The sequence below is a fragment of the Intestinibacter sp. genome (assembly GCF_022780145.1).
GTDB lineage: Bacteria > Bacillota > Clostridia > Peptostreptococcales > Peptostreptococcaceae > Intestinibacter.
This window is the reverse complement of record NZ_JALEXO010000163.1, coordinates 15273-34908: the sequence shown is the minus strand read 5'-3', so window position 1 is coordinate 34908 and position 19636 is coordinate 15273. Positions and strand designations below refer to the sequence as shown.

The following is a 19636-nucleotide window of genomic DNA, read 5'->3' as shown; positions in this document are numbered from 1 at the left end:
GAAGTAGACAGAAGATGGGAAGCTCTACTTAAACGTTGTAAATAATATTAGACAGTTTTCATATTAATATAAGGTAAGGATGAGATTTTTATTTGCTCATCCTTATTTTATATTAAAATTAATTTTTTTAATAAATATAAGTAGAAAACGATTGCAGAATGTGTTAAATTTTTAATATAAGATTAAATTACAGTTTAAGCTTTATTAACTGTGTATAAATCTTAAATTTAAAATGGGGGTAAATACATTATGAAAAACACCAAAAAAATTCTCGTATGTTTATTAATATCATGTTTAATATTCAGTTACTCCAATATCTCTGTCTTTGCAGATACATCGACTACGGGTGATTTACTGACTACTAACGAAAACAACATGATAATATCAAATGGTGTGCTTAAGCATTATTCTGGAGAAGATACTGAGGTTGTCGTTCCAGAAGGAGTTGTAACTATCGGCACTATGGCTTTTTATGCAAGCAATGTTACAAAAGTTACTCTTCCAAGTACAGTAAAATACATAGATGGTTCGGCCTTTGGAGAATGCTACAACTTAGAAAGCATAAACCTTCCTGAGGGGTTAATTTCTATAGGAGATCGTGCTTTTAGACGCTCATATAAACTAGATAATATAGTATTTCCTAGCACTTTAACATCAATTGGAAGCGAAGCCTTTAGTGGAAATTCTCATCTTACAAGTTTAGTTATACCAGATAATGTAACTTCTATTGGAGAAGGATGTTTTTCCAATACAAATCTTAAAGAAGTTACTCTACCAAATAATCTAACTACTTTAGATATAGGTACATTTTCATCTTCTAAGCTTACAAAAATAACAATACCTGATAGCGTAACTACTATTAAAAGATCTGCCTTTGCAGGATGTGAATACTTAGAAGAAGTTACTTTACCTAAATCTATTACTGCTATCGATGATTCTACTTTTTCTGGATGTAAAAAACTAAGTTCAATTAACTTAAATAAAAATATAAAAAGTATAGGAAAAAATGCATTTGAATATTGTTCTTCTCTAAAAAGCGTAGACTTATACGAAGGATTAGAAAGTATTGGTGGGTATGCATTTAAAAACTCAGGTATAAAGAAGATTTACATACCTTCTACTATAACAACAATAGAACCATATACTTTTCAAGGATGTTCTTTAGAAGTTGTTGAAAACGGCGAAAATATAGTAGAAATAAAAGATCATGCTTTTGCAAATTCTGCAAAGTTTAGCCAAATAAATATTTCAGACAAAGTTAAATATATAGGTGCATATGCTTTTCACTGCTGTGGTAGCTTAGATAATATAACATTGCCAGAAGGTTTAAAAACTATAGGTTCTAATGCTTTTTCACATTGTGATTCACTTAGCAGTATAAATATACCTTCTACTGTAACAGATATAGGCTCTTATACATTTTCAGATTGTAAAAGCTTAGTCGATGTAAAAATAGAAGAAGGTATCAAGACAATGTCTTATGCTATGTTTAATTGTTGTTCATCTATTCCAAAAATAAAAATACCTGACTCTGTTACGACTATAAGAGAGGATGCTTTTTTATATTGCTCTAGTTTAAAAGACGTCGATTTTTCAAATAATTTAGATACTATAGAAGAATCTGCCTTCTTCTCTACTCCAATATCTAAATTAGAATTACCTGATACATTAAAAGTAATAGGAAAACGTGCATTTTACAGTTGTCGTCATCTAGGCAATGTCATACTTCCTAAAAATATAGTATCTATAGGTACAGATGCTTTTTCAAGTGTAGATGGTATAATTTTAAATACTTACAAAAATACTTCTACAGAAGAAGCTTTAGCTAAAAGTAATTTAAAATACAATATCATAGACGACATAACAGGTATAACATTAAATTACAATTATAAAGAAATATATGGTTTTGAAAAAGTTCAACTAATAGCTACTGTAAATCCAGATATCGCCTACGACAAAACAGTAACATATAAATCTAGCGATGAAAATACTCTAACAGTAGATGAAAACGGACTTGTTACTGCTAAAAAACCTGGAAAAGCTACTGTAACTGCAAAGGCTGCAAACGGACTTGAAGCAACTTGTGAATTTGACGTAATCCCTTATAATATTTCAGATTCATCATTTGGCAAAATAGAAAACCAAACTTATACTGGAAGTGAAATAACTCCAGATGTTTCTGTAAGCGTTGGCTCTAATAGATTAGTAAAAAATGTAGACTACAAAATAACATACTTAAATAATAAATATGTAGGATTAGCTACTGCTCGTATTACAGGTATAGGTAATTACGATGGTTATTACGATATAAACTTTAAAATAGTACCTAAGAAAACTACATTATTTACTGTAAGCAGCACTACTACTTCATCAGTTACCTTAAAATGGGATAAAGTTTCTAGTTCACGCGGATATGCTATTTACAGATATGATAGTTCAAGTAGTTCTTACAAAAGAATAGCTACAATTAATAGTAATTCTACTTTAACTTATACAGATACTAACCTTAAATCTGCATATAGTTACAGCTATAGAATAAAACCTATTAAAACAATAAATGGCACTACTTATTATGGTGATTACTCTTATGTAAAAGGTGTTACAAAACCATTAAAACCTGTAGTAACATTGACATCTACATCTAAAAAGACAGCTAGCATCAGTTGGAATAAAGTAAGCAGAGTTAATGGCTATAAAATATATAGAGCATCATCAAAATCTGGAACTTACTCTTTAGTAAAAACTATTTCAGATGGCAATACAACTAGCTATAAAAACACAAATCTTCAATCATCAAAATATTACTATTATAAAGTAAGAGCTTATAAAGTTGTAGATGGTAAAACTTATTATAGTGATTATAGTACTGTAAAATCTATTAAAGTTAAATAATAAAATATGGAGTATCGCAAGTTAAATTTTATTTGTGGTACTCCATTTTAATGTATAAATATGGTAAAATTTATATATGTACGTTATTTTAGACAAAATTTTAATTTATTGTTTATTATCCTGTCGTACTTTAAATAATTTATCTAGAAAGAAGGTGTAAACAATGGAAAATTTATTAAAAGAGATCAATAGTTTTATTTCCTCTCAAAAAGATGAAATAATTTCATTTTGGGAGTATCTCGTAAATATCGAGAGCTTTACAAAGGATCCTGAAGGAGTTGAAAATGTAGCTAATTTTTTAAAAAAAGTATTTGAAAAAGAAGGTATGAAATGCGAAATCGTACCCACTACTCCAAACGGACCTACTCTAACAGGAATAATCGGTGAAAATAGAAATAAAAAGCCTATCGTATTCAGCGGACATATGGATACAGTTTTCAAAACTGGTACTATAAAAGAAAGACCTTTCAAAATTGTAGACGGCAAAGCTTACGGTCCTGGAGTCCTAGATATGAAGGGTGGTATAGTTATCGCACTATACACTATAAAAGCATTAAACCACATAGGATACGACAATAGACCTATAAAAATCGCCTTCTGCGGAGATGAAGAACAAGGACATTTTATGTCTAATGCTGGCGATGTACTATCTGAATATGTAAAAGATGCACTTTGCTGCTTTAATATGGAAACTGGTCTTATAGACAACAGCATCTGTATAGGTAGAAAAGGTCGCATAGGATGTGATTTAGAAATAAGAGGAGCCTCATCTCATGCCGGTAATGACTTTGCAAGTGGTGTAAACGCAGTTGAGGAAGCAGCCTTTAAAATACTAGAATTTAGAAAGCTTACAGATATCGAAAACGGTACAACATGCGCGACAACAGTTGTAAACGGAGGAAAAATAGTAAATTCAATACCTAATAAATGCAAGCTATCTCTAGACCTTCGCTTCGAAAAGGTCAGCGAGGTCTACAAAATAAAAGAACAAATTAAAAATATCGCATCAAAATCTTATATACAAGGCACAACTACTTCTCTAATATTAAACGGAGAAATGATGCCTTATGAAACAACAGACGATGTTTTAAAACTATATAATTTCGTAAAGGCTATATCTAGCAAATTTGGATTTAAAGATATTGGAAGTAAAGTACTTGGCGGTTCTTCAGATGCAAGCTATATAACTATAGCTGGTGTACCTACCCTATGCTCTTGTGGTGTTTTAGGCGAGTGGAACCATACTGAAAATGAATACGCTATTGTAGATACATTATTTGATAGAATAAACTTGTGGTCTGCAGTGATTTTAAATATAGATGAAGAAGTTTTTAAATAAAAAGAAGTTTATATGAAATCTAAATTTACAATCGGCGAAATATCAAAGTTATTCAACATAAATACTACAACATTAAGACTAAAGGCATCTACGTCTGTATAAGATATAATGGCGTTCATAAGGATGCACCAAAATACTATCATCAGCTATTAGATTATATAGATAAAAAAGGCTATCACATTTTAGAGACTCCGTAGAAATTCAATATATAGATCCTAATTTAACAAATGACGAAAAAGAATATATAAATGAAATACAAATTTTAGTCGATAAAAACTTTTAAAAATAAGGGAGGTTGAAAACCCAATTTTCAATACTCCCTTTTAAATCATTTCATATAATTTACTAAACCTTATATCCTCAATCAAGGTCTTTTTATACTAACTGCACATATAAAGCTAAATGCAATTGCTCCTATCATCAAAAATATTGTACTTAAATAAGATCCACTAGAATCATAAAGAGCTCCTGCAATAGTGCTTCCAAATGAAGCTATGATTAAATTTAAATTTACTATAGGAAAATTAACTGGATAATGAGTAGCCCCATAAAATGAATTTATAAATGCAGAATTGGTAGATGTTATACCTCCATACGAAGCTCCACATAACATAAATCCTACAATTAAAATTCCAAAACTTTTTATTTTAAATGCAACTATAAGTAGTAACGCCGATATTAGAAAAACTACTACAATAGTTATCATTGTCTTAAAACGACCTAATTTATCAAACATACCACCATAAATAACACGTCCTATACCATTACAAATAGATATTAATCCAACAACTGTCGCAATTGTAGAAGCACTTACACCTTTGCCTACTTCACCTGCTATACCACTAGCCTGTGATATAAGCGCCAATCCTGCAGCACCAAGTAATGTTGCCCATACAAAATAAAACCAAAATGAAGGTCTTTTTACCATTTGAACGGAATTTACATCTATAACTAATTCCTTATTGATTTTATTAGAATTTTTCTCTTTGCCTTTTGAAGCACTAACTGGAGGTACAAAATCATCACCTGGTTTTACAAAGAAAAATCCTCCGATACCTAGAACAATTACTAATATAATTCCAAATATCATAAATGAGGTTCTCCATCCTCCAATGTCAGTTGGTGTATAAGCTTGATATATCTTACCTATTATGAAGCTCCCAAGACCAAATCCCATTAAAAGTATTCCAGAAATAAGCCCTTGCTTATCAGGAAACCACTTAGACATTGTACTCATTACTGAATTATAAGCAAGTCCTGATGCAAACCCAGCTAAAACTCCATAACCTACATATAAAGTCGCTATACTTTGTGATTTTGATGAAATAAAAAATCCTATTAAAAATAAAACTGCAGCCAACCAAACATTTATTTTTACATCGATTTTTTTCTGCAAAAGCCCACCTATTAGTCCACCTAAACAAAAAAATATCATACAAATTGTAAACGTCAACGATAGACTCGTATTGCTCCAATTTGTAAACTCCTGACTAATAGGTGTTACAAGTACACTCCATGCATAAATAAGCCCTGCAAATAATAAAACTATTACACCTACTACTGCATATATCCAACGATTTAATGCTTTCATATTTTATTTCCCCCTCGATTAAAAAGTATGATTTCTTATAAGTGTAAAGTTTACAGTAACTATAATGTCAATAATATTTTTATAAATTTACTTATTTATTATCCTTCAACCATTTTACAGCACAATTTACAAATGCAGCTACTCCATAAGGTATACAATCCTCATTAAACAATACATTTGGGCTGTGATTTACATAATCGTTTCCATCGACCTTTGCTCCTAATTCTAAATATACAGATGGCACTAATTGTGTTATAAATCCAAAATCCTCAGATCCTGACATACCTTGAGTTTCAACTAAATTTAAACCTTCTATATCCTCCATATACTTCACTAGCTTACGAGTTTCTGTCGGATCGTTATATGAGCATGGGAAAGGAGTGAAAAATTCACGGTAGCTCACTGTTGCTCCAAACATAGCTTCTGCACCCTTTAATATTTGTTTAATTTTATCAAGTACTGTATCACATACATCTGGATTATACGTTCTAAGAGATCCTGTCATGATAGCTTCTTCTGGTAAAATATTTGGAGCATCTCCTGAAATAAATTGTCCTATAGTTAAAACAGCTCTTTCAGTTGCAGAAATATTTCTTGAAATTAAGCTTTGAAGTGCTTGATATATATACATTCCTGTATTTATAGGGTCTATACCCTTTTCTGGCATAGAACCGTGGCATCCCTGACCTTTGATTTTTATTTCAAATGCGTTTACTGAACTAGTAGCTCCTCCTATAGCATATGCTATTGTCCCAGATTCATGTGTAGTAAAAACATGCATCGCAATAGCTAAATCTACTTTAGGATTTTCTAAAACTCCTTCTTCTATCAACATTCTAGCACCTTCTCCAGCCTCTTCACCTGGTTGGAATACTATCTTAACATTTCCTTCTAAATCATCTATATTTTCAGATAAAATTTGAGCTACTGTAATCATAGTTGCAGTATGTATATCATGACCACAAGTGTGTGCTGCTTTTATTTTACTTTTAAACGGTAATTCGTTTATTTCCTCCATTGGAAGTGCATCCATGTCACAGCGTAGTAAAACTGTCTTTCCTGGTTTCTTTCCTTCGATTAAAACTACTATTCCTGAATCCCCTACGATTTTTGGTTCTAAATTCATTTCTTTTAATCTACCTATAACATATTCTTTTGTGTTCGGCAAATGCATCCCACACTCAGGGTTTTCATGAATATGTCTTCTATCTTTAATAGTATTAGGTTTTAGTTCTATAGCTCTTTCTAAATATTTATTCATTTTATACCTCCATCTTTAATAGCCTTAAAAATATAATTTACACTATTAATTATATTCCTTTTTTTGCCTATTTGCCTTTAAAAAATAAAAAGGGGTATCACAAAATATATTTGCAATTACCCCTCGAAATGAATATTAATATCAAATTTACAAAATTTGCTCAGATTTATCCTCTAATAAAAGTCCTAGCTTTCTAGCAACAAATTTTGTACTGACTCCTTGTAAAATTAAAGTTATAAGTATTGTCATAAATACTACTGATGAAATTATATCGCTACCAGGTATATTCATAGAAGTAACTATACCACAAAGAGCAGCTGGTATTACTCCTGTTTCTCTTACCCACATCATAAATAGTATTTCGTTTTTTCTCCATTTTGCTTGTCTGTCGATTAATGTACACGCCAAAACACATATAGGTCTCACAACAAACATAAAACAAAATACGCAGAATACTGAAGGTATAAAGTATTTTCCTACCATCTGTAAATCGACTTGACTTCCCAAAATTATAAATATACACATTCTACAAATTGTACCCAAAGTTTCTACCACATGGCAATCTGCATCGTATGATTTTTGACTGAGCCATAGCTTGAAATTTTGTTTGTTCCCTGTAACTATACCTACTATGAAGCATGACATATACCCACTTCCTCCAAGCACAGTAGATAATTCATATGCTATTATGACAGAAATTATGGATATTATAGGAGTATAATCTTGAAATATCCCCCTTGGGCTGTCATTTACTAATGCCAATAATATAACACCTGTAAGCAAGCCTACAACTAGGCCTATTATAATCATCAAAGCCAGCTCATATAGATTTTCCTGTAGTGAAAACCTACCTGATAAAATAATAGATAATACTGCCGATGTCAAAATAGCACCTGTAGCATCATTAAAAGCCGATTCACTTATAACTGTCTGAGATACTTTTCTATCTATTTTTATCTGGTTGAATATAGGAACTAATGTAGCAGGGTCTGTAGAAGCTATAATACTACCTGCCAAAAGCGCTACCATCGAACTTACACCAAACGACCATCCTATTATTTGTTGCATAAGAAATGCTGATATTAAAACACCTACACTCGATAGCAATAAAACACTTATCTTTACATTTTTTAATACCTTCAAGCTTATTTCCTTACCACCCATATATAATATAAACGCAGATCCAAATGTCAATATAAGTTGGTTTTCAACCTGATATTGGCTTATATCAACAAATTTTAATACAGAAGGACCTATAAAAATACCTGCTATTAGAAATAAAACGACATCTGGAATTTTTATAATTTCGCTTAATTTGCTACATATTATTCCCGTCATTGTCACTACAGCAAAAAGTATTAACAAGTTATTACATGCAATTGTATGTATAGACGATTCCATAACGCTCATCTCCTTTAAAAGTTTTCTATATATTTATAGTAAGCTTTTGATAAACCAATTGCATTAGCTTTAACAGTCCTTTAACATTTTTAACTGTATTTTAAAATTATATATTAAATTATATTAGATATTTTTTTAACATTTATTTTTACATATAGTATAATTATATCTATTTAGATAAATTTTAAATTATTTTCTACACATTATAAAAGACTATTACAAAAACATATTTAAATAAGTTCCTGCAATAGTCTTTTATGACTTATTCATATTCATTGACAACTATTTCATTACATTCTAAACTCGAATCTTTATCCTTAAACGCTATTTTTAAAAGTATCGGTGAAATCACTGTTGTTATTATAACAACTATCAATATAGGTGCAAATATTACATTTGACACCATGTTTAATTTTATACCTTTATTAGCTACTATAAGTGCAACTTCCCCTCTTGAGACCATACCAGCTCCAACTTGAACAGATTCACTCCTAGAAAACTTAAACAATCTAGCTCCCAGACCACATCCTAATATTTTAGATACAATCGCTACTATAGATAATACAACTGCATATAATACAATTATTGCACTCATTTTTGGTAAAACTAACTTAAGACCTATACTAGCAAAAAATACAGGTGATAAAAATGCATATGATACATCATCTACAGTACCCATGATTCTTTCCTTTTTATATCCTACTGCAGATATAATAAGACCTGTTATAAAAGCTCCTGTTATATTCGCAACACCAAAATAAACTTCAGATATATAAGATAATAACAGACATAAGCCTATTACTGCTATTACGTGTCGTTTTAAATGATCGCTATCCTTAAACCATATTTTTAATATCTTATAGACAACGAACGAAACGATTGCCATAAACACAAAATAAAGTACTATTTTTGTAAGGATTACGCTCATTTTCACAGAAGTATCTGCAAAACTCGTAACTATAGATAACGCTATTATCCCCAAAATATCATCGATTATCGCAGCTCCTAGAAGAACACTTCCTACATCAGAGTTCAGTTTTCCCATTTCTCTAAGTGTCTCAACAGTGATACTTACTGATGTAGCAGTTAAAACTACACCAACAAACACACTTTGTAGCATTATACTTGTGTCTCCCATGATATTTTTCATTCCAAATTTTGCAAATAAATAAGTTACTCCTCCTCCTAAAACAAACGGAATTAATACACCTAATAAAGCTATTGTAAAAGAAGCTTTTCCCTGTCTTTTCAATTCTTCTATATCAGTTTCCATACCGGCAGTAAACATCAATAATATTACACCTATTTCAGATAACTGAGTTATAAATTCACTTTCTGAAACCAAACCTAACATACATGGTCCTATTATAATACCAGCTAATAAAGCGCCTACTACTTGTGGTAATCTTATTCTTCTAAACAGCAATCCCAATAATTTAGTTGAAAAAAGAATTAATGCTATCTCAAATAGATAATAATAAGAATTCATAAAATACAACCTCAACTTTCATAAATATTTAATATTTTTCATATTATCTAAATTAACTATATTTTCATTATACAATACAAAAAAAAATATATTAACAATTTTGTTAAAAATTATTAACATATTTTTTACATAAATTTAATATTTGAAATTGTATTTTAAGTTTTATTTTTTATGAGCTGCAACTATAGCACCATATGCTATAGAATATAATTTTGATTCATGTGTATCAGCTCTTGAAACTAAAACTATAGGCGCCTTTGCTCCCATTATAATACCTGCAGATTTTGCATGTGCAGCATATGTAAATGCCTTTCCTATACCGTTTCCAACTTCTATTGTAGGCATCAACATTATATCGACATCTCCTCCTACCTTTGTCTTAAATCCTTTTACCTTGCAAGCCTCCTTAGATACTGCTAAGTCAAATGCTAGAGGACCTTCGACTATTACATTATCTCCAAACTCACCTTGTTTGCAGGCATCTTCTAAAGCCTTCGCATCTACTGTAGCTTGCATTTTAGGATTTACTTTTTCCTTCGCAGCTAAAACAGCGACCTTTATAGTTTCTAATCCTAGAGGCTCTGTAGCCTTTATAGCATTTTTAAGTATCTTTACTTTTTGTTCGTAGTCAGGAGCTATATTCATTCCTCCATCTGTTGTAACTAATAATTTAGGATAAAAATCTGCTTCATATACCATAACATGGCTAAGTAAGCTATCTGTTCTAAGTCCCCATTCTTTATTTAAAACAGCCTTTAATATTACAGAAGTATCTAAAAGACCCTTCATAACAAAGTCAGCTTCATTAGAAGAAACTAATTTAACAGCAACTTCAGCACATTCTTCTATAGTTTCCTTATCTATTATTTTTATTCCATCTAAATTAAAATCTATTTCTTCTGATATTTTTCTTATTTTGTCTTCTTGACCTACTAATATAGGTGTTATTATATTCATTTCTACAGCGCTTTTTATAGCAAGTAGTACCTCCTCATCGTGAGCTGCTGCAACTGATAAAACTACTTTTTCACTGCCTTTTAAAACATCTAGCATTTGATCTAATTTTTTAATCATTTTGTTTTCTCCTTACTGGTATTTGTATTTCTGTGACCATTTCACTTTCACAGGTTATAAGACTTGGGTCTACTAATTGTATTTCAATTGAGTCATCTATTATTTCATAATTGTTTTCATCTATGTATTTTCTCAGTTTTTTATAATATTTTGGGGCATCCTCGTGATATCCGTTATATCTAATAGATAAATATTTCGCCTTTGGAAATATCTTTATCAATTCTTTTTCATATAGACCTTCTTCAACCATCATAAAAGCACTATCATATTCTTCATAAAATTGATTTTCTAAATTCTTTTTAGAAACTGATATTCCGACATCTCCATAAGTTAAACATACCTTATAAGAGGATACTTGAGCTAGTTTTCTAACTAGTAGCTCGACATCTTTGTAGGATATTTTCTCTCTATATTCGATTACACATCTTTGATCAAAATCTAATTCTCTTATCTGATTTAAAATATCTCTTTGTGTAGCATCTTTTATTTGAGATATTTTTTTATTAATACTGTGTTGCATATTCTTTAATTCATCTATTTTTTCTTCTATAATTTGGTTTTGATATTCTAGGGAATCGATTATACTATTTAAATTTAAAGTATTTAAATGGTATTTTATTTTATTTAAAGTAAGTCCCAATTCCTTCATATATTGTATAGTTTCTAGACATTCAAATTGGTCTATTGAATAATATCTGTATTTATTATTTTTATCGACATAGCTCGGCTTGAATAAGTCGATTTCATCGTAATATCTAAGTGTCTTTTTGTTTATATTAAACAATTTCGATATTTCACCAATAGTAAAAAATTCCTTCATCTGTTACACGCCCCTAAAAATTATAATTAAGTTTGTTAATCTTCTTTATAAATTCTAGCTTCTTCTTCTCCTTTTAAAACTCTAAATCCTCCAAATGCAAGAGCCTCTAATTCATTTTCTCCTGGCAATATTTCGACTGGAGCAATAAATTTAACTCTGTTTTTAATGCTTTCAGTCATATATTTAGAATAAGCAATTCCTCCTGTAATAATTATAGCATCTACTTCACCATTTACAACAGTTGCGAGTTCGCCTATTCCCTTTGCTATTTGAAGCGCCATAGCATCGTATATTAATTTGGCGTATTCATCTCCAGCTTCTATTTTAGATTCTACCTCTCTAGCGTCTACAGTATTTAGATAAGAAAATATTCCTCCTTGACCTCTGACTCTTTTTTTCATTTCCTTATGATTGTATTTTCCGCTGTAGCATAAGTCGATTACTCTAGTTACAGGCAGTTTACCTGCACGTTCTGGAGAAAAAGGACCTTCTTCATCAGATATAAAATCCACCATACGACCTTTTTGATGTACATTTAAGCTGATGCCACCACCTAAATGTGCAACTATCAAATTTAAATCGCTATAATCCTTGCCATTCATCTTTGCGTATTTTATAGCCATAGCCCTCGTATTTAAAGCATGAGTTAAACAATGTCTGTCCATCTCTTTAAGACCTGAAGGTCTAGCTATATCGATTATCTCATCTACACAAACTGGATCGTATATATACGCATCTACTCCTATTTCCTTTGATAGAGAATAAGCTATAACAGCTCCTAAGTTAGACGCATGCTCCAAAGTAGGATTATTTCTAAGTCTGTCTATCATAGCGTCGTTTATTTTATATGCCCCACTTTTTACTGGTGGAAGACCTCCACATCTGCCTACTATAGTGTCTATAGTTTTTAAATCTATGTTGTTTTCATCTAGTATATCATGTATTTGATCTTTTCTCATTTCATATTGATCTAATATATTATTGAATTTTGAAATTTCATCGATACTATGCTCTATCCCCTTCACTAGTATCGGTTTTTCATCTTCATATACAGCGAACTTCGTTGATGTAGATCCTGGATTTATCGCTAAAACTCTATAAGTCATTTTCATTCCCTCCTGATTTTTAATATATAAATGTATAGATAAAAAGCTATTATAAGTTTTTATCTCATAATAGCTCTTTATCAGGCCACATTTTTATTTAATTAAATTTTATATATGATAAATATTGTGTTCAAATTTTACTAGCTTACTAATGCCATACCTTCATGTAAGGCTCTTATATTTATATCTATAAATTTTTCTTTTACGTTATTTTTTATGATGCTTTCCCAATCAATATGCTCTAAGTGCATAGCTTTTATAACAGTTCCCAATAAAATTATATTCATAACCTTTGCATTTCCAAGCTCCATAGCTTTATCAGCTGCATTTATAACCTTTGCATTTAGAGCTTTTAATTTTTCATCTACTTCTTCTACCTTGTATTCTGCTTTACCTGTTATAGTCGCCACAGAATCCATTTTGTAGTTGTTAGCTACTATAGTTCCACCTTCTTTTAGATATTTTAAATATCTAAGTGCTTCTACTTTTTCAAATGAAACTATCATATCAGCTCCACCAATTTCTATAACTGGTGAATAAACTTGATCTTCAGAATATCTAACTTGAGAAGAAACAGATCCTCCTCTTTGACTCATACCATGTATTTCTGACATTTTTACGTCGTATCCTGCTTCCATTAATCCTATTGTTAATAATTTACTAGCTAATATAGTACCTTGACCACCTACACCTACTAACATTATACTTTTAGTCATCTTATTTTTCCTCCTTCACTATAGCGTCCTTTGGACAAACTTGTAAACAAACCTCACAACCTAAACATTGATTCATATCTATTGAAGCTTTCTTAGTTTCTTTATCAACTGATATTGCTGGACATCCAGTCTTTGTACATTTTTTACATCCTACACATTTTTCTTTATCTACAACGCATTTTTCAGTAAATACTCTACCGAATTCTTCTATATCAGCTTGAGAGAATCTCTTAAGAGCACATGGCCATCTAGTTATTATAACTGATGCTTCATCTAGTCCTATAGCCCAATCTAGAGCATCTCTTACTTCATCTAATTTATTAGGATTTATAACTCTTACGTTTTTAGCTCCTAATGCTCTTACTACTGTTTCTATGTCTATCATTGTTGTATCTTCACCTTGTAGAGTAAATCCTGAACCTGGATTTTCTTGGTGTCCTGTCATACCTGTTATTCTGTTATCTAATATTATTGAAATAGAGTTACCTTTGTTGTATATAACATCTATTAAACTGTTGATTCCTGTATGGAAGAATGTTGAATCTCCAAGTATACCAACTACTCTCTTTTCGTTGCCTTCAACCATATTTAAAACTTTTTGACATCCATGTGCTGAACTTAAGCTAGCACCCATACATACTACAAAGTCCATTGCGTTATATGGTTCTGAATATCCTAATGTATAGCATCCTATATCTCCAGCTACTACGATGTCTTTTCTCTTTCCTAATTCATAGAATAATCCTCTATGTGGACATCCTGCACAGAATGTAGGAGGTCTTGGTATAACTAATTCTGGTTCTACATCCTCGTGTTTAAATGTATCTTTAAATATACTCTTTCTGATTACGTCTGAAGTCATTTCTCCGTATGCTGGTAGTACATCTTTTCCTATGCAATCTACTCCCAATGATTTTACGTGATCTTCTATAAATTTATCATTTTCTTCTACTATGTATATCTTTTCTACTTTAGAAGCAAATTCTTTTATTTTTTCATCTGGCATTGGATTTGTAAATCCTAATTTTAAGTAAGATGCGTCTTTTCCAAATACTTCTTTAGCGAAGTTAAAGCACATTCCAGATGATATAATTCCTATTTTTGCTCCTTCATTTATTTCCATATAATTTAATTCTGTTTCATTAGAGAATTTATATAATTTCTTTTCTCTTTCTTCTACATCGATTCTAAGTAATCTAGCATTTGCTGGAACTGTAACTCTCTTTATTTCTTTGACATAAGGTTTTATACCTACTTCATTTCTTTCTTCTAATGATACTAATCCTTTTGAGTGGCAAAGTCTTGTAGTTACTCTGAATAATACTAAAGTATTAAATGTTTCACTTATTTCAAATGCTAATTTCATCATATCCTTTGCTTCTTGACTTGTTGATGGTTCTAATAGTGGAACTTTTGCTGATCTTGCGTAGTTTCTATTGTCTTGTTCATTTTGAGATGAATGCATTCCCGGTTCATCTGCAGTTATTACTACAAATCCTCCGTTTATACCAGTATATGAAACTGTAAATAATGGGTCTGCTGCTACATTAAGTCCAACGTGCTTCATAGATGCTACTGTTCTAGCACCTGCAAATGCTCCACCTGCTGCTGCTTCTAATGCGACTTTTTCATTTGGTGCCCATTCTGCTACTATATCGTTTTTATATAAAGCTATGTTTTCTAATATTTCTGTACTAGGAGTTCCTGGGTATGCAGATGCATACTTGACACCGGCTTCATAAGCCCCACGTGCTATGGCTTCATTCCCTGTCATTAATTGTTTCATAACTAAATCCCCCTTAAATTATAATTTTCGTTTTCCTAATATAAACCTTTTTACTTTATTAAAATATATAATCTTTAAAATTATTTAATTAATATAATTATTATTTTTCTTAATAAAATCATATAACATTCCAGTTATTGGAATGTCAATATTTTTTTCGTTATTTTTCTAAAAATTTATTATATTATCTAATTTATTTATTTTACTATTTATTTTTTATTATTTTTTTATTTTAATATTAATTATTTAACATATCGTTATTATTTTTTTATATATAAAAATTTATATGATGTAAATTCTAATTTAATTCAATTTATCGAATATATTGCATAAAAAAAATAAAGATGTCATTATTCTATAATTTTTTTGAAATTAATCTGAATAACAACATCTTTATTATATATCTCGATTAAATTTTATTTTGTTTTATAATATAAATTACAATATTTTTAAATATTATATTCTATCTAAAACTTCTTTTATTAGCTTAGGTGCTTTTCTACATTTAGATTTTTCAACTGCACAAACTGCAAATCTAAGTCCCATTTTTAAAGGTACTAAGTAAAGATTTTCTTTTGCTAATTCTTCACAAGCCTTCATAGGATCATCACATGGTATACTTATAAAGAAACCATCTCTATATGGTAGTATTTCAAGGCCACATTCCTTTGCACCTTCTACAAATTCATTTGCTCTAACTAAAAGCATATCCTTATATGAATTCTTTTCTGCTTCGTATTCTTCGTATTTTTTGCTATCTGCAACTATTTCAGATAAAACAGCCATCGCCCCTCTATTGCAGTTTGACCAAGTCGCTCTACAAGAGTGCATTAATGAGTAATAGAATTCTTCTGCTGTTTCTTCATCTGAAGATATCCCTATAGCAGCTCCCATTCTCATACCATAAGCTGTAAATCCTTTTGACATACTAAATGCTACTATTGTAAGTATGTTACTTGGTAGATTTCCAAATTTCTTAAAGAATTTTCTACTTGCATCATCATCTCTAACAAAATCTATGTACGCAACATCTACAAGAAATACTATTTTCTTTTCAGGGTCTTTAGCAGCTTCTTTAGCTAAATCTAAAACTTTATCCCATTCATCATCAGTTAAGCTGTATCCTGTTGGGTTGTTTCCTGGTGAATTTATTATAGTAAATATTCTACCTTGTCTATTTAATATTTCTGTAAATTTTTCACTAAATGAAGCCATATTGAAGTTTCCAGCTTCATCAAATAAAGCGTAATTTTCTACTCCTCTGTTAGTTTCTTCTCCTATTATTCCATATGGAGACCAGTACCAGTCTGAAACCAAAACTACATCATTTTCATTAGTGTAATTATACATAGCTAATTTTATTGCGCCACTACCACCTGGAGAAGCGACTACTCTAATATGACCTTCTGGATCATTTCCTTTGAAACAAACTTTTTTTACAGCTTCTTGATAAGCTGGTTGACCACCTATAGATGCGTATGCTGATATTTCTTCATTTGGTAAAGCTTTAAGCTGATTGTATACTGTTTTCATAGCTATTAATTTACCTTCATCATTCATTAATGCTCCAATTGTTGCGTTAATAACGTTGTCTTTTCCTAATTTCTTTTCTGCTGCTTGTGCTCTTTCAGATAAACTAAATATAATATCATTTTCTTTTGGCCATTTAGCATGCTCTGCTACCATACTCATATAAATCACCTCTATTTCAAAAATTTTTAACATAAAATATTTGTTAAAATTAAAATTCTTAACTATATCATAATATGTTCTAGTTAATGGAATGTCAACATATATTTTTAGAAAATTTATTCAATTAAAACTTCCTTTTTTTGGTTTATTTCTTATTTAAAGTTATATATAATTATAATTAGGGTAAATAATTATTAAGAGGTGATAAATATGGCAGCAGGATGTTCAATGGAAAGAGGAATACATGAAGAAGCTCTTTATAAACAAATAAAAGAAGTTAATTATTCTGATCAAGACTTATTAAAATTAATAGCTGATAGAGAAAAAACTGGAAGAGTTAACGACTTTGTTTACAGAGCTTATAAAAGATTAGCTAAAGAAAGAGGTTTACAATAATTAGAAAGGATCTGAAAATAAAACGCATTTATCTTCAGATCCTTCTATCTTTTTTAAGCTTTAGTTTTAAACTCTTAAAAAATCTTATCATAAGATATATTTCGTAAGTCATAGCTGTACAGCAAATCAACCTAGTCACTCTATCAGTTGTATTTAAACCAACCTTAGTAAAGTATAAAAATAAAACTAAGTCAACAATAAATATCAATACATCTAATATCAACTCTTCATCTCCTAAGTAAAAAGCCCTGATATAAAATCAGAGCTTCTTTATATTATGTCTAATAATATCAAATTTCAATTATTAAGTCAATATTATCTCTTTTTACAGCACCATTTCTTGCAGAAACTTTCCTTCTTACCACACATAACTTCTGTCGAAGAACATTTCGGACATATGATTTTATCTTGCTCGTATTTAACTGTGTAAACATATCCACATTTCGCACATTTAAACTTACAAAATTTAGTTGTATAATGTCCACCTGCAATTCTAATTGCCTTTCCCTCTGTTAGTGCTATAGCAATTTTTTTCCTTCCACTCTCTATTATGTTTTGAAAGGTTTGGCGAGAGATTTCCATTTTACTTGCGCATTCTTCTTGTGTAAGTCCTTCAATATCCTTTAGGCGTATTGCTTCGAGTTCTTCTACCTTAATTTCAACCTCTTCAATCTCGCAATCCTTTTTTCCCCAAGGGATAAAATAATTACCTTCTGGAAAAAATTCTACTGTTCTATATTTTGTAGGTCTTGCCATTATAAACCCTCCTAGATTTTCCAGATTAATTATGCTGAAATACTACTTACTATCTATTATATTATGCTTGAGATTTTTTTGCTTCTATTTCTTTTAATGAATTTAACATATTTATTACAATTGGATTGAATAATCCTTCTACTTCTTCATCGTTGTAGATTCCAAGAGATACATTTCCAAATCCACTATTCATAGGTAATGTTCCAAGTAAGTCTAATTGTAAATCATCTAGTAATTTACCAGTTTCACTTCCACTGAATATTTCTATCTTCTTACCGCAATCTGGACATAGTATGTAGCTCATGTTTTCTACTATACCTATGATTTCTATGTCTAATTTTCTAACCATATTTACAGCCTTAGCAACTATCATAGATACCATATCTTGTGGTACTGAAACCATAACTATTCCGTTTATTGGGATTGATTGCATAACTGTTAATGCGACATCTCCTGTTCCTGGAGGCATATCTATTAATAAGTAGTCTAATTCTCCCCAGATTACATCTGTGTAGAATTGCTTAACTACATTAGATATCATTGCACCTCTCCAGATTACTGGTTGGTTTTCATCATCTATCAATAGGTTTAATGACATTACTTTTATTCCTTCTGCATTTTGAACTGGATATATACAGTTGTCAGGAGCACCCATTGCTCTAGAGTCTTTAACTCCTAAAAGTCTTGGTATACTTGGTCCTGTTATATCAGCGTCTAAAACCCCTACTTTATATCCTTGTTTTGCTAAATTTTTAGCTATAAGTGCAGATACAGTAGATTTACCTACTCCACCTTTACCACTCATTACACCTATTATTTTCTTTATATTATTTAAAGGATTGTTTTTTATACCACAGCTTTCTTTATCTTTGCTGCATTCTCCTTTAGATGGACATGATCCACAATCTGACATTTTTGATTCCCCCTTGAGTTATTATTGTTTTTAGCATTTGCCACTAACTATAATAATAATTCTTTTTATTTATATTGTCAATTAGTTATAGATGTGTTCAGAGGAATCTTTTTCGCATTCAGAGCAATTCTCTTCACATTCAGGAATATCCTTTTTATTTTTTCTTCTTATCGAAATTTAAGTCCTTTACCATTTTTTTGATTATTGCAAGCTGTTGGGCATCCTTTTGTCCAAAATAAGCTCTATCTAGTGATACTATATTGAATAATTTTGATACTACTGTACAAACACCTTTAAAATGTATTGGTCTTGATTTACCACATAAATTATCAGACTAGCATGTCCTTCATGTAGAAATCACATTGTAGGAACTAAAGCTACTGTTTAACCTTTTTTTCTACATT

Annotated in this window: 16 protein-coding genes and 1 pseudogene; 3 read left to right on the top strand and 14 right to left on the bottom strand. The window is 30.5% G+C overall.

All coding sequences use genetic code 11. From position 1 onward, the window contains the following. Nucleotides 1-249: 249 nt before the first annotated feature. Entirely contained in the window at nt 250-2892 is a 2643-nt protein-coding gene (locus MR593_RS06425) for a leucine-rich repeat protein (RefSeq protein WP_290691010.1), read from the top strand. Between the two features lie 163 nt (nt 2893-3055). Beyond that, nucleotides 3056-4231 carry a M20 family metallopeptidase gene (locus tag MR593_RS06420; protein WP_290691007.1) on the top strand — a complete coding sequence of 392 codons (1176 nt, stop codon included), beginning with the start codon at nt 3056-3058 and terminating at the stop codon, nt 4229-4231. A 364-nt stretch (nt 4232-4595) separates the two neighbouring features. On the opposite strand, the gene MR593_RS06415 is transcribed toward MR593_RS06420, so the two are convergent. The 10 genes from MR593_RS06415 to MR593_RS06370 form a co-directional block, all read right to left on the bottom strand. After that, on the bottom strand, nt 4596-5822 hold the full coding sequence (locus MR593_RS06415) for an MFS transporter (protein ID WP_290691005.1): 1227 nt from the start codon (nt 5820-5822) through the stop codon (nt 4596-4598). A gap of 91 nt (nt 5823-5913) precedes the next feature. After that, nucleotides 5914-7083 (bottom strand): M20 metallopeptidase family protein, encoded by a 1170-nt coding sequence (locus MR593_RS06410; RefSeq protein WP_290691003.1) that lies wholly within the window; start codon nt 7081-7083, stop codon nt 5914-5916. Nucleotides 7084-7230: 147 nt separating this feature from the next. Next, the gene (locus MR593_RS06405; RefSeq protein ID WP_290691000.1) at nt 7231-8484 is read right to left on the bottom strand and encodes a cation:proton antiporter; all 1254 of its coding nucleotides are present in this window, start codon (nt 8482-8484) and stop codon (nt 7231-7233) included. A 262-nt stretch (nt 8485-8746) separates the two neighbouring features. Continuing rightward, nucleotides 8747-9973, bottom strand: coding sequence for a cation:proton antiporter (locus tag MR593_RS06400; RefSeq protein WP_290690998.1), 1227 nt, complete (start codon nt 9971-9973; stop codon nt 8747-8749). A 162-nt stretch (nt 9974-10135) separates the two neighbouring features. Continuing rightward, nucleotides 10136-11047, bottom strand: coding sequence for a bifunctional enoyl-CoA hydratase/phosphate acetyltransferase (locus MR593_RS06395; protein ID WP_290690996.1), 912 nt, complete (start codon nt 11045-11047; stop codon nt 10136-10138). Beyond that, nucleotides 11040-11867, bottom strand: a complete 828-nt coding sequence (locus MR593_RS06390; RefSeq protein ID WP_290690994.1) for a MerR family transcriptional regulator — start codon at nt 11865-11867, stop codon at nt 11040-11042. Before MR593_RS06390 ends, MR593_RS06395 begins: the two co-directional genes overlap by 8 nt. Nucleotides 11868-11902: 35 nt before the next feature. Then, a complete protein-coding gene (gene buk, locus MR593_RS06385; protein WP_290690993.1) occupies nt 11903-12973 on the bottom strand; it encodes a butyrate kinase in 1071 nt (356 codons plus the stop codon). Nucleotides 12974-13113: 140 nt separating this feature from the next. After that, a complete protein-coding gene (locus MR593_RS06380; protein WP_290690991.1) occupies nt 13114-13689 on the bottom strand; it encodes an indolepyruvate oxidoreductase subunit beta in 576 nt (191 codons plus the stop codon). Between the two features lies 1 nt (nt 13690). Next, nucleotides 13691-15475 carry an indolepyruvate ferredoxin oxidoreductase subunit alpha gene (gene iorA / locus MR593_RS06375; RefSeq protein WP_290690989.1) on the bottom strand — a complete coding sequence of 595 codons (1785 nt, stop codon included), beginning with the start codon at nt 15473-15475 and terminating at the stop codon, nt 13691-13693. 456 nt (nt 15476-15931) lie between these two features. After that, nucleotides 15932-17167: a pyridoxal phosphate-dependent aminotransferase gene (locus MR593_RS06370; RefSeq protein WP_290690987.1), complete on the bottom strand. Its 1236-nt coding sequence runs from the start codon at nt 17165-17167 to the stop codon at nt 15932-15934. Nucleotides 17168-17377: 210 nt separating this feature from the next. Between MR593_RS06370 and MR593_RS06365 the strand changes: the two genes are divergently transcribed. Beyond that, entirely contained in the window at nt 17378-17563 is a 186-nt protein-coding gene (locus MR593_RS06365) for a hypothetical protein (RefSeq protein WP_290690985.1), read from the top strand. A 34-nt stretch (nt 17564-17597) separates the two neighbouring features. Here the strand turns inward: MR593_RS06365 and MR593_RS06360 are convergent, their stop codons facing one another. The 4 genes and pseudogenes from MR593_RS06360 to MR593_RS13645 all read right to left on the bottom strand — a co-directional run. Beyond that, nucleotides 17598-17786, bottom strand: a complete 189-nt coding sequence (locus MR593_RS06360; RefSeq protein ID WP_290690983.1) for a hypothetical protein — start codon at nt 17784-17786, stop codon at nt 17598-17600. Between the two features lie 92 nt (nt 17787-17878). Next, nucleotides 17879-18319 (bottom strand): DUF134 domain-containing protein, encoded by a 441-nt coding sequence (locus MR593_RS06355; protein ID WP_290690982.1) that lies wholly within the window; start codon nt 18317-18319, stop codon nt 17879-17881. A gap of 61 nt (nt 18320-18380) precedes the next feature. After that, nucleotides 18381-19232: an Mrp/NBP35 family ATP-binding protein gene (locus MR593_RS06350; RefSeq protein WP_290690980.1), complete on the bottom strand. Its 852-nt coding sequence runs from the start codon at nt 19230-19232 to the stop codon at nt 18381-18383. Between the two features lie 169 nt (nt 19233-19401). After that, a pseudogene (locus MR593_RS13645) lies at nt 19402-19566 on the bottom strand (pantoate--beta-alanine ligase); the annotation flags it as partial. Nucleotides 19567-19636 lie beyond the last annotated feature (70 nt).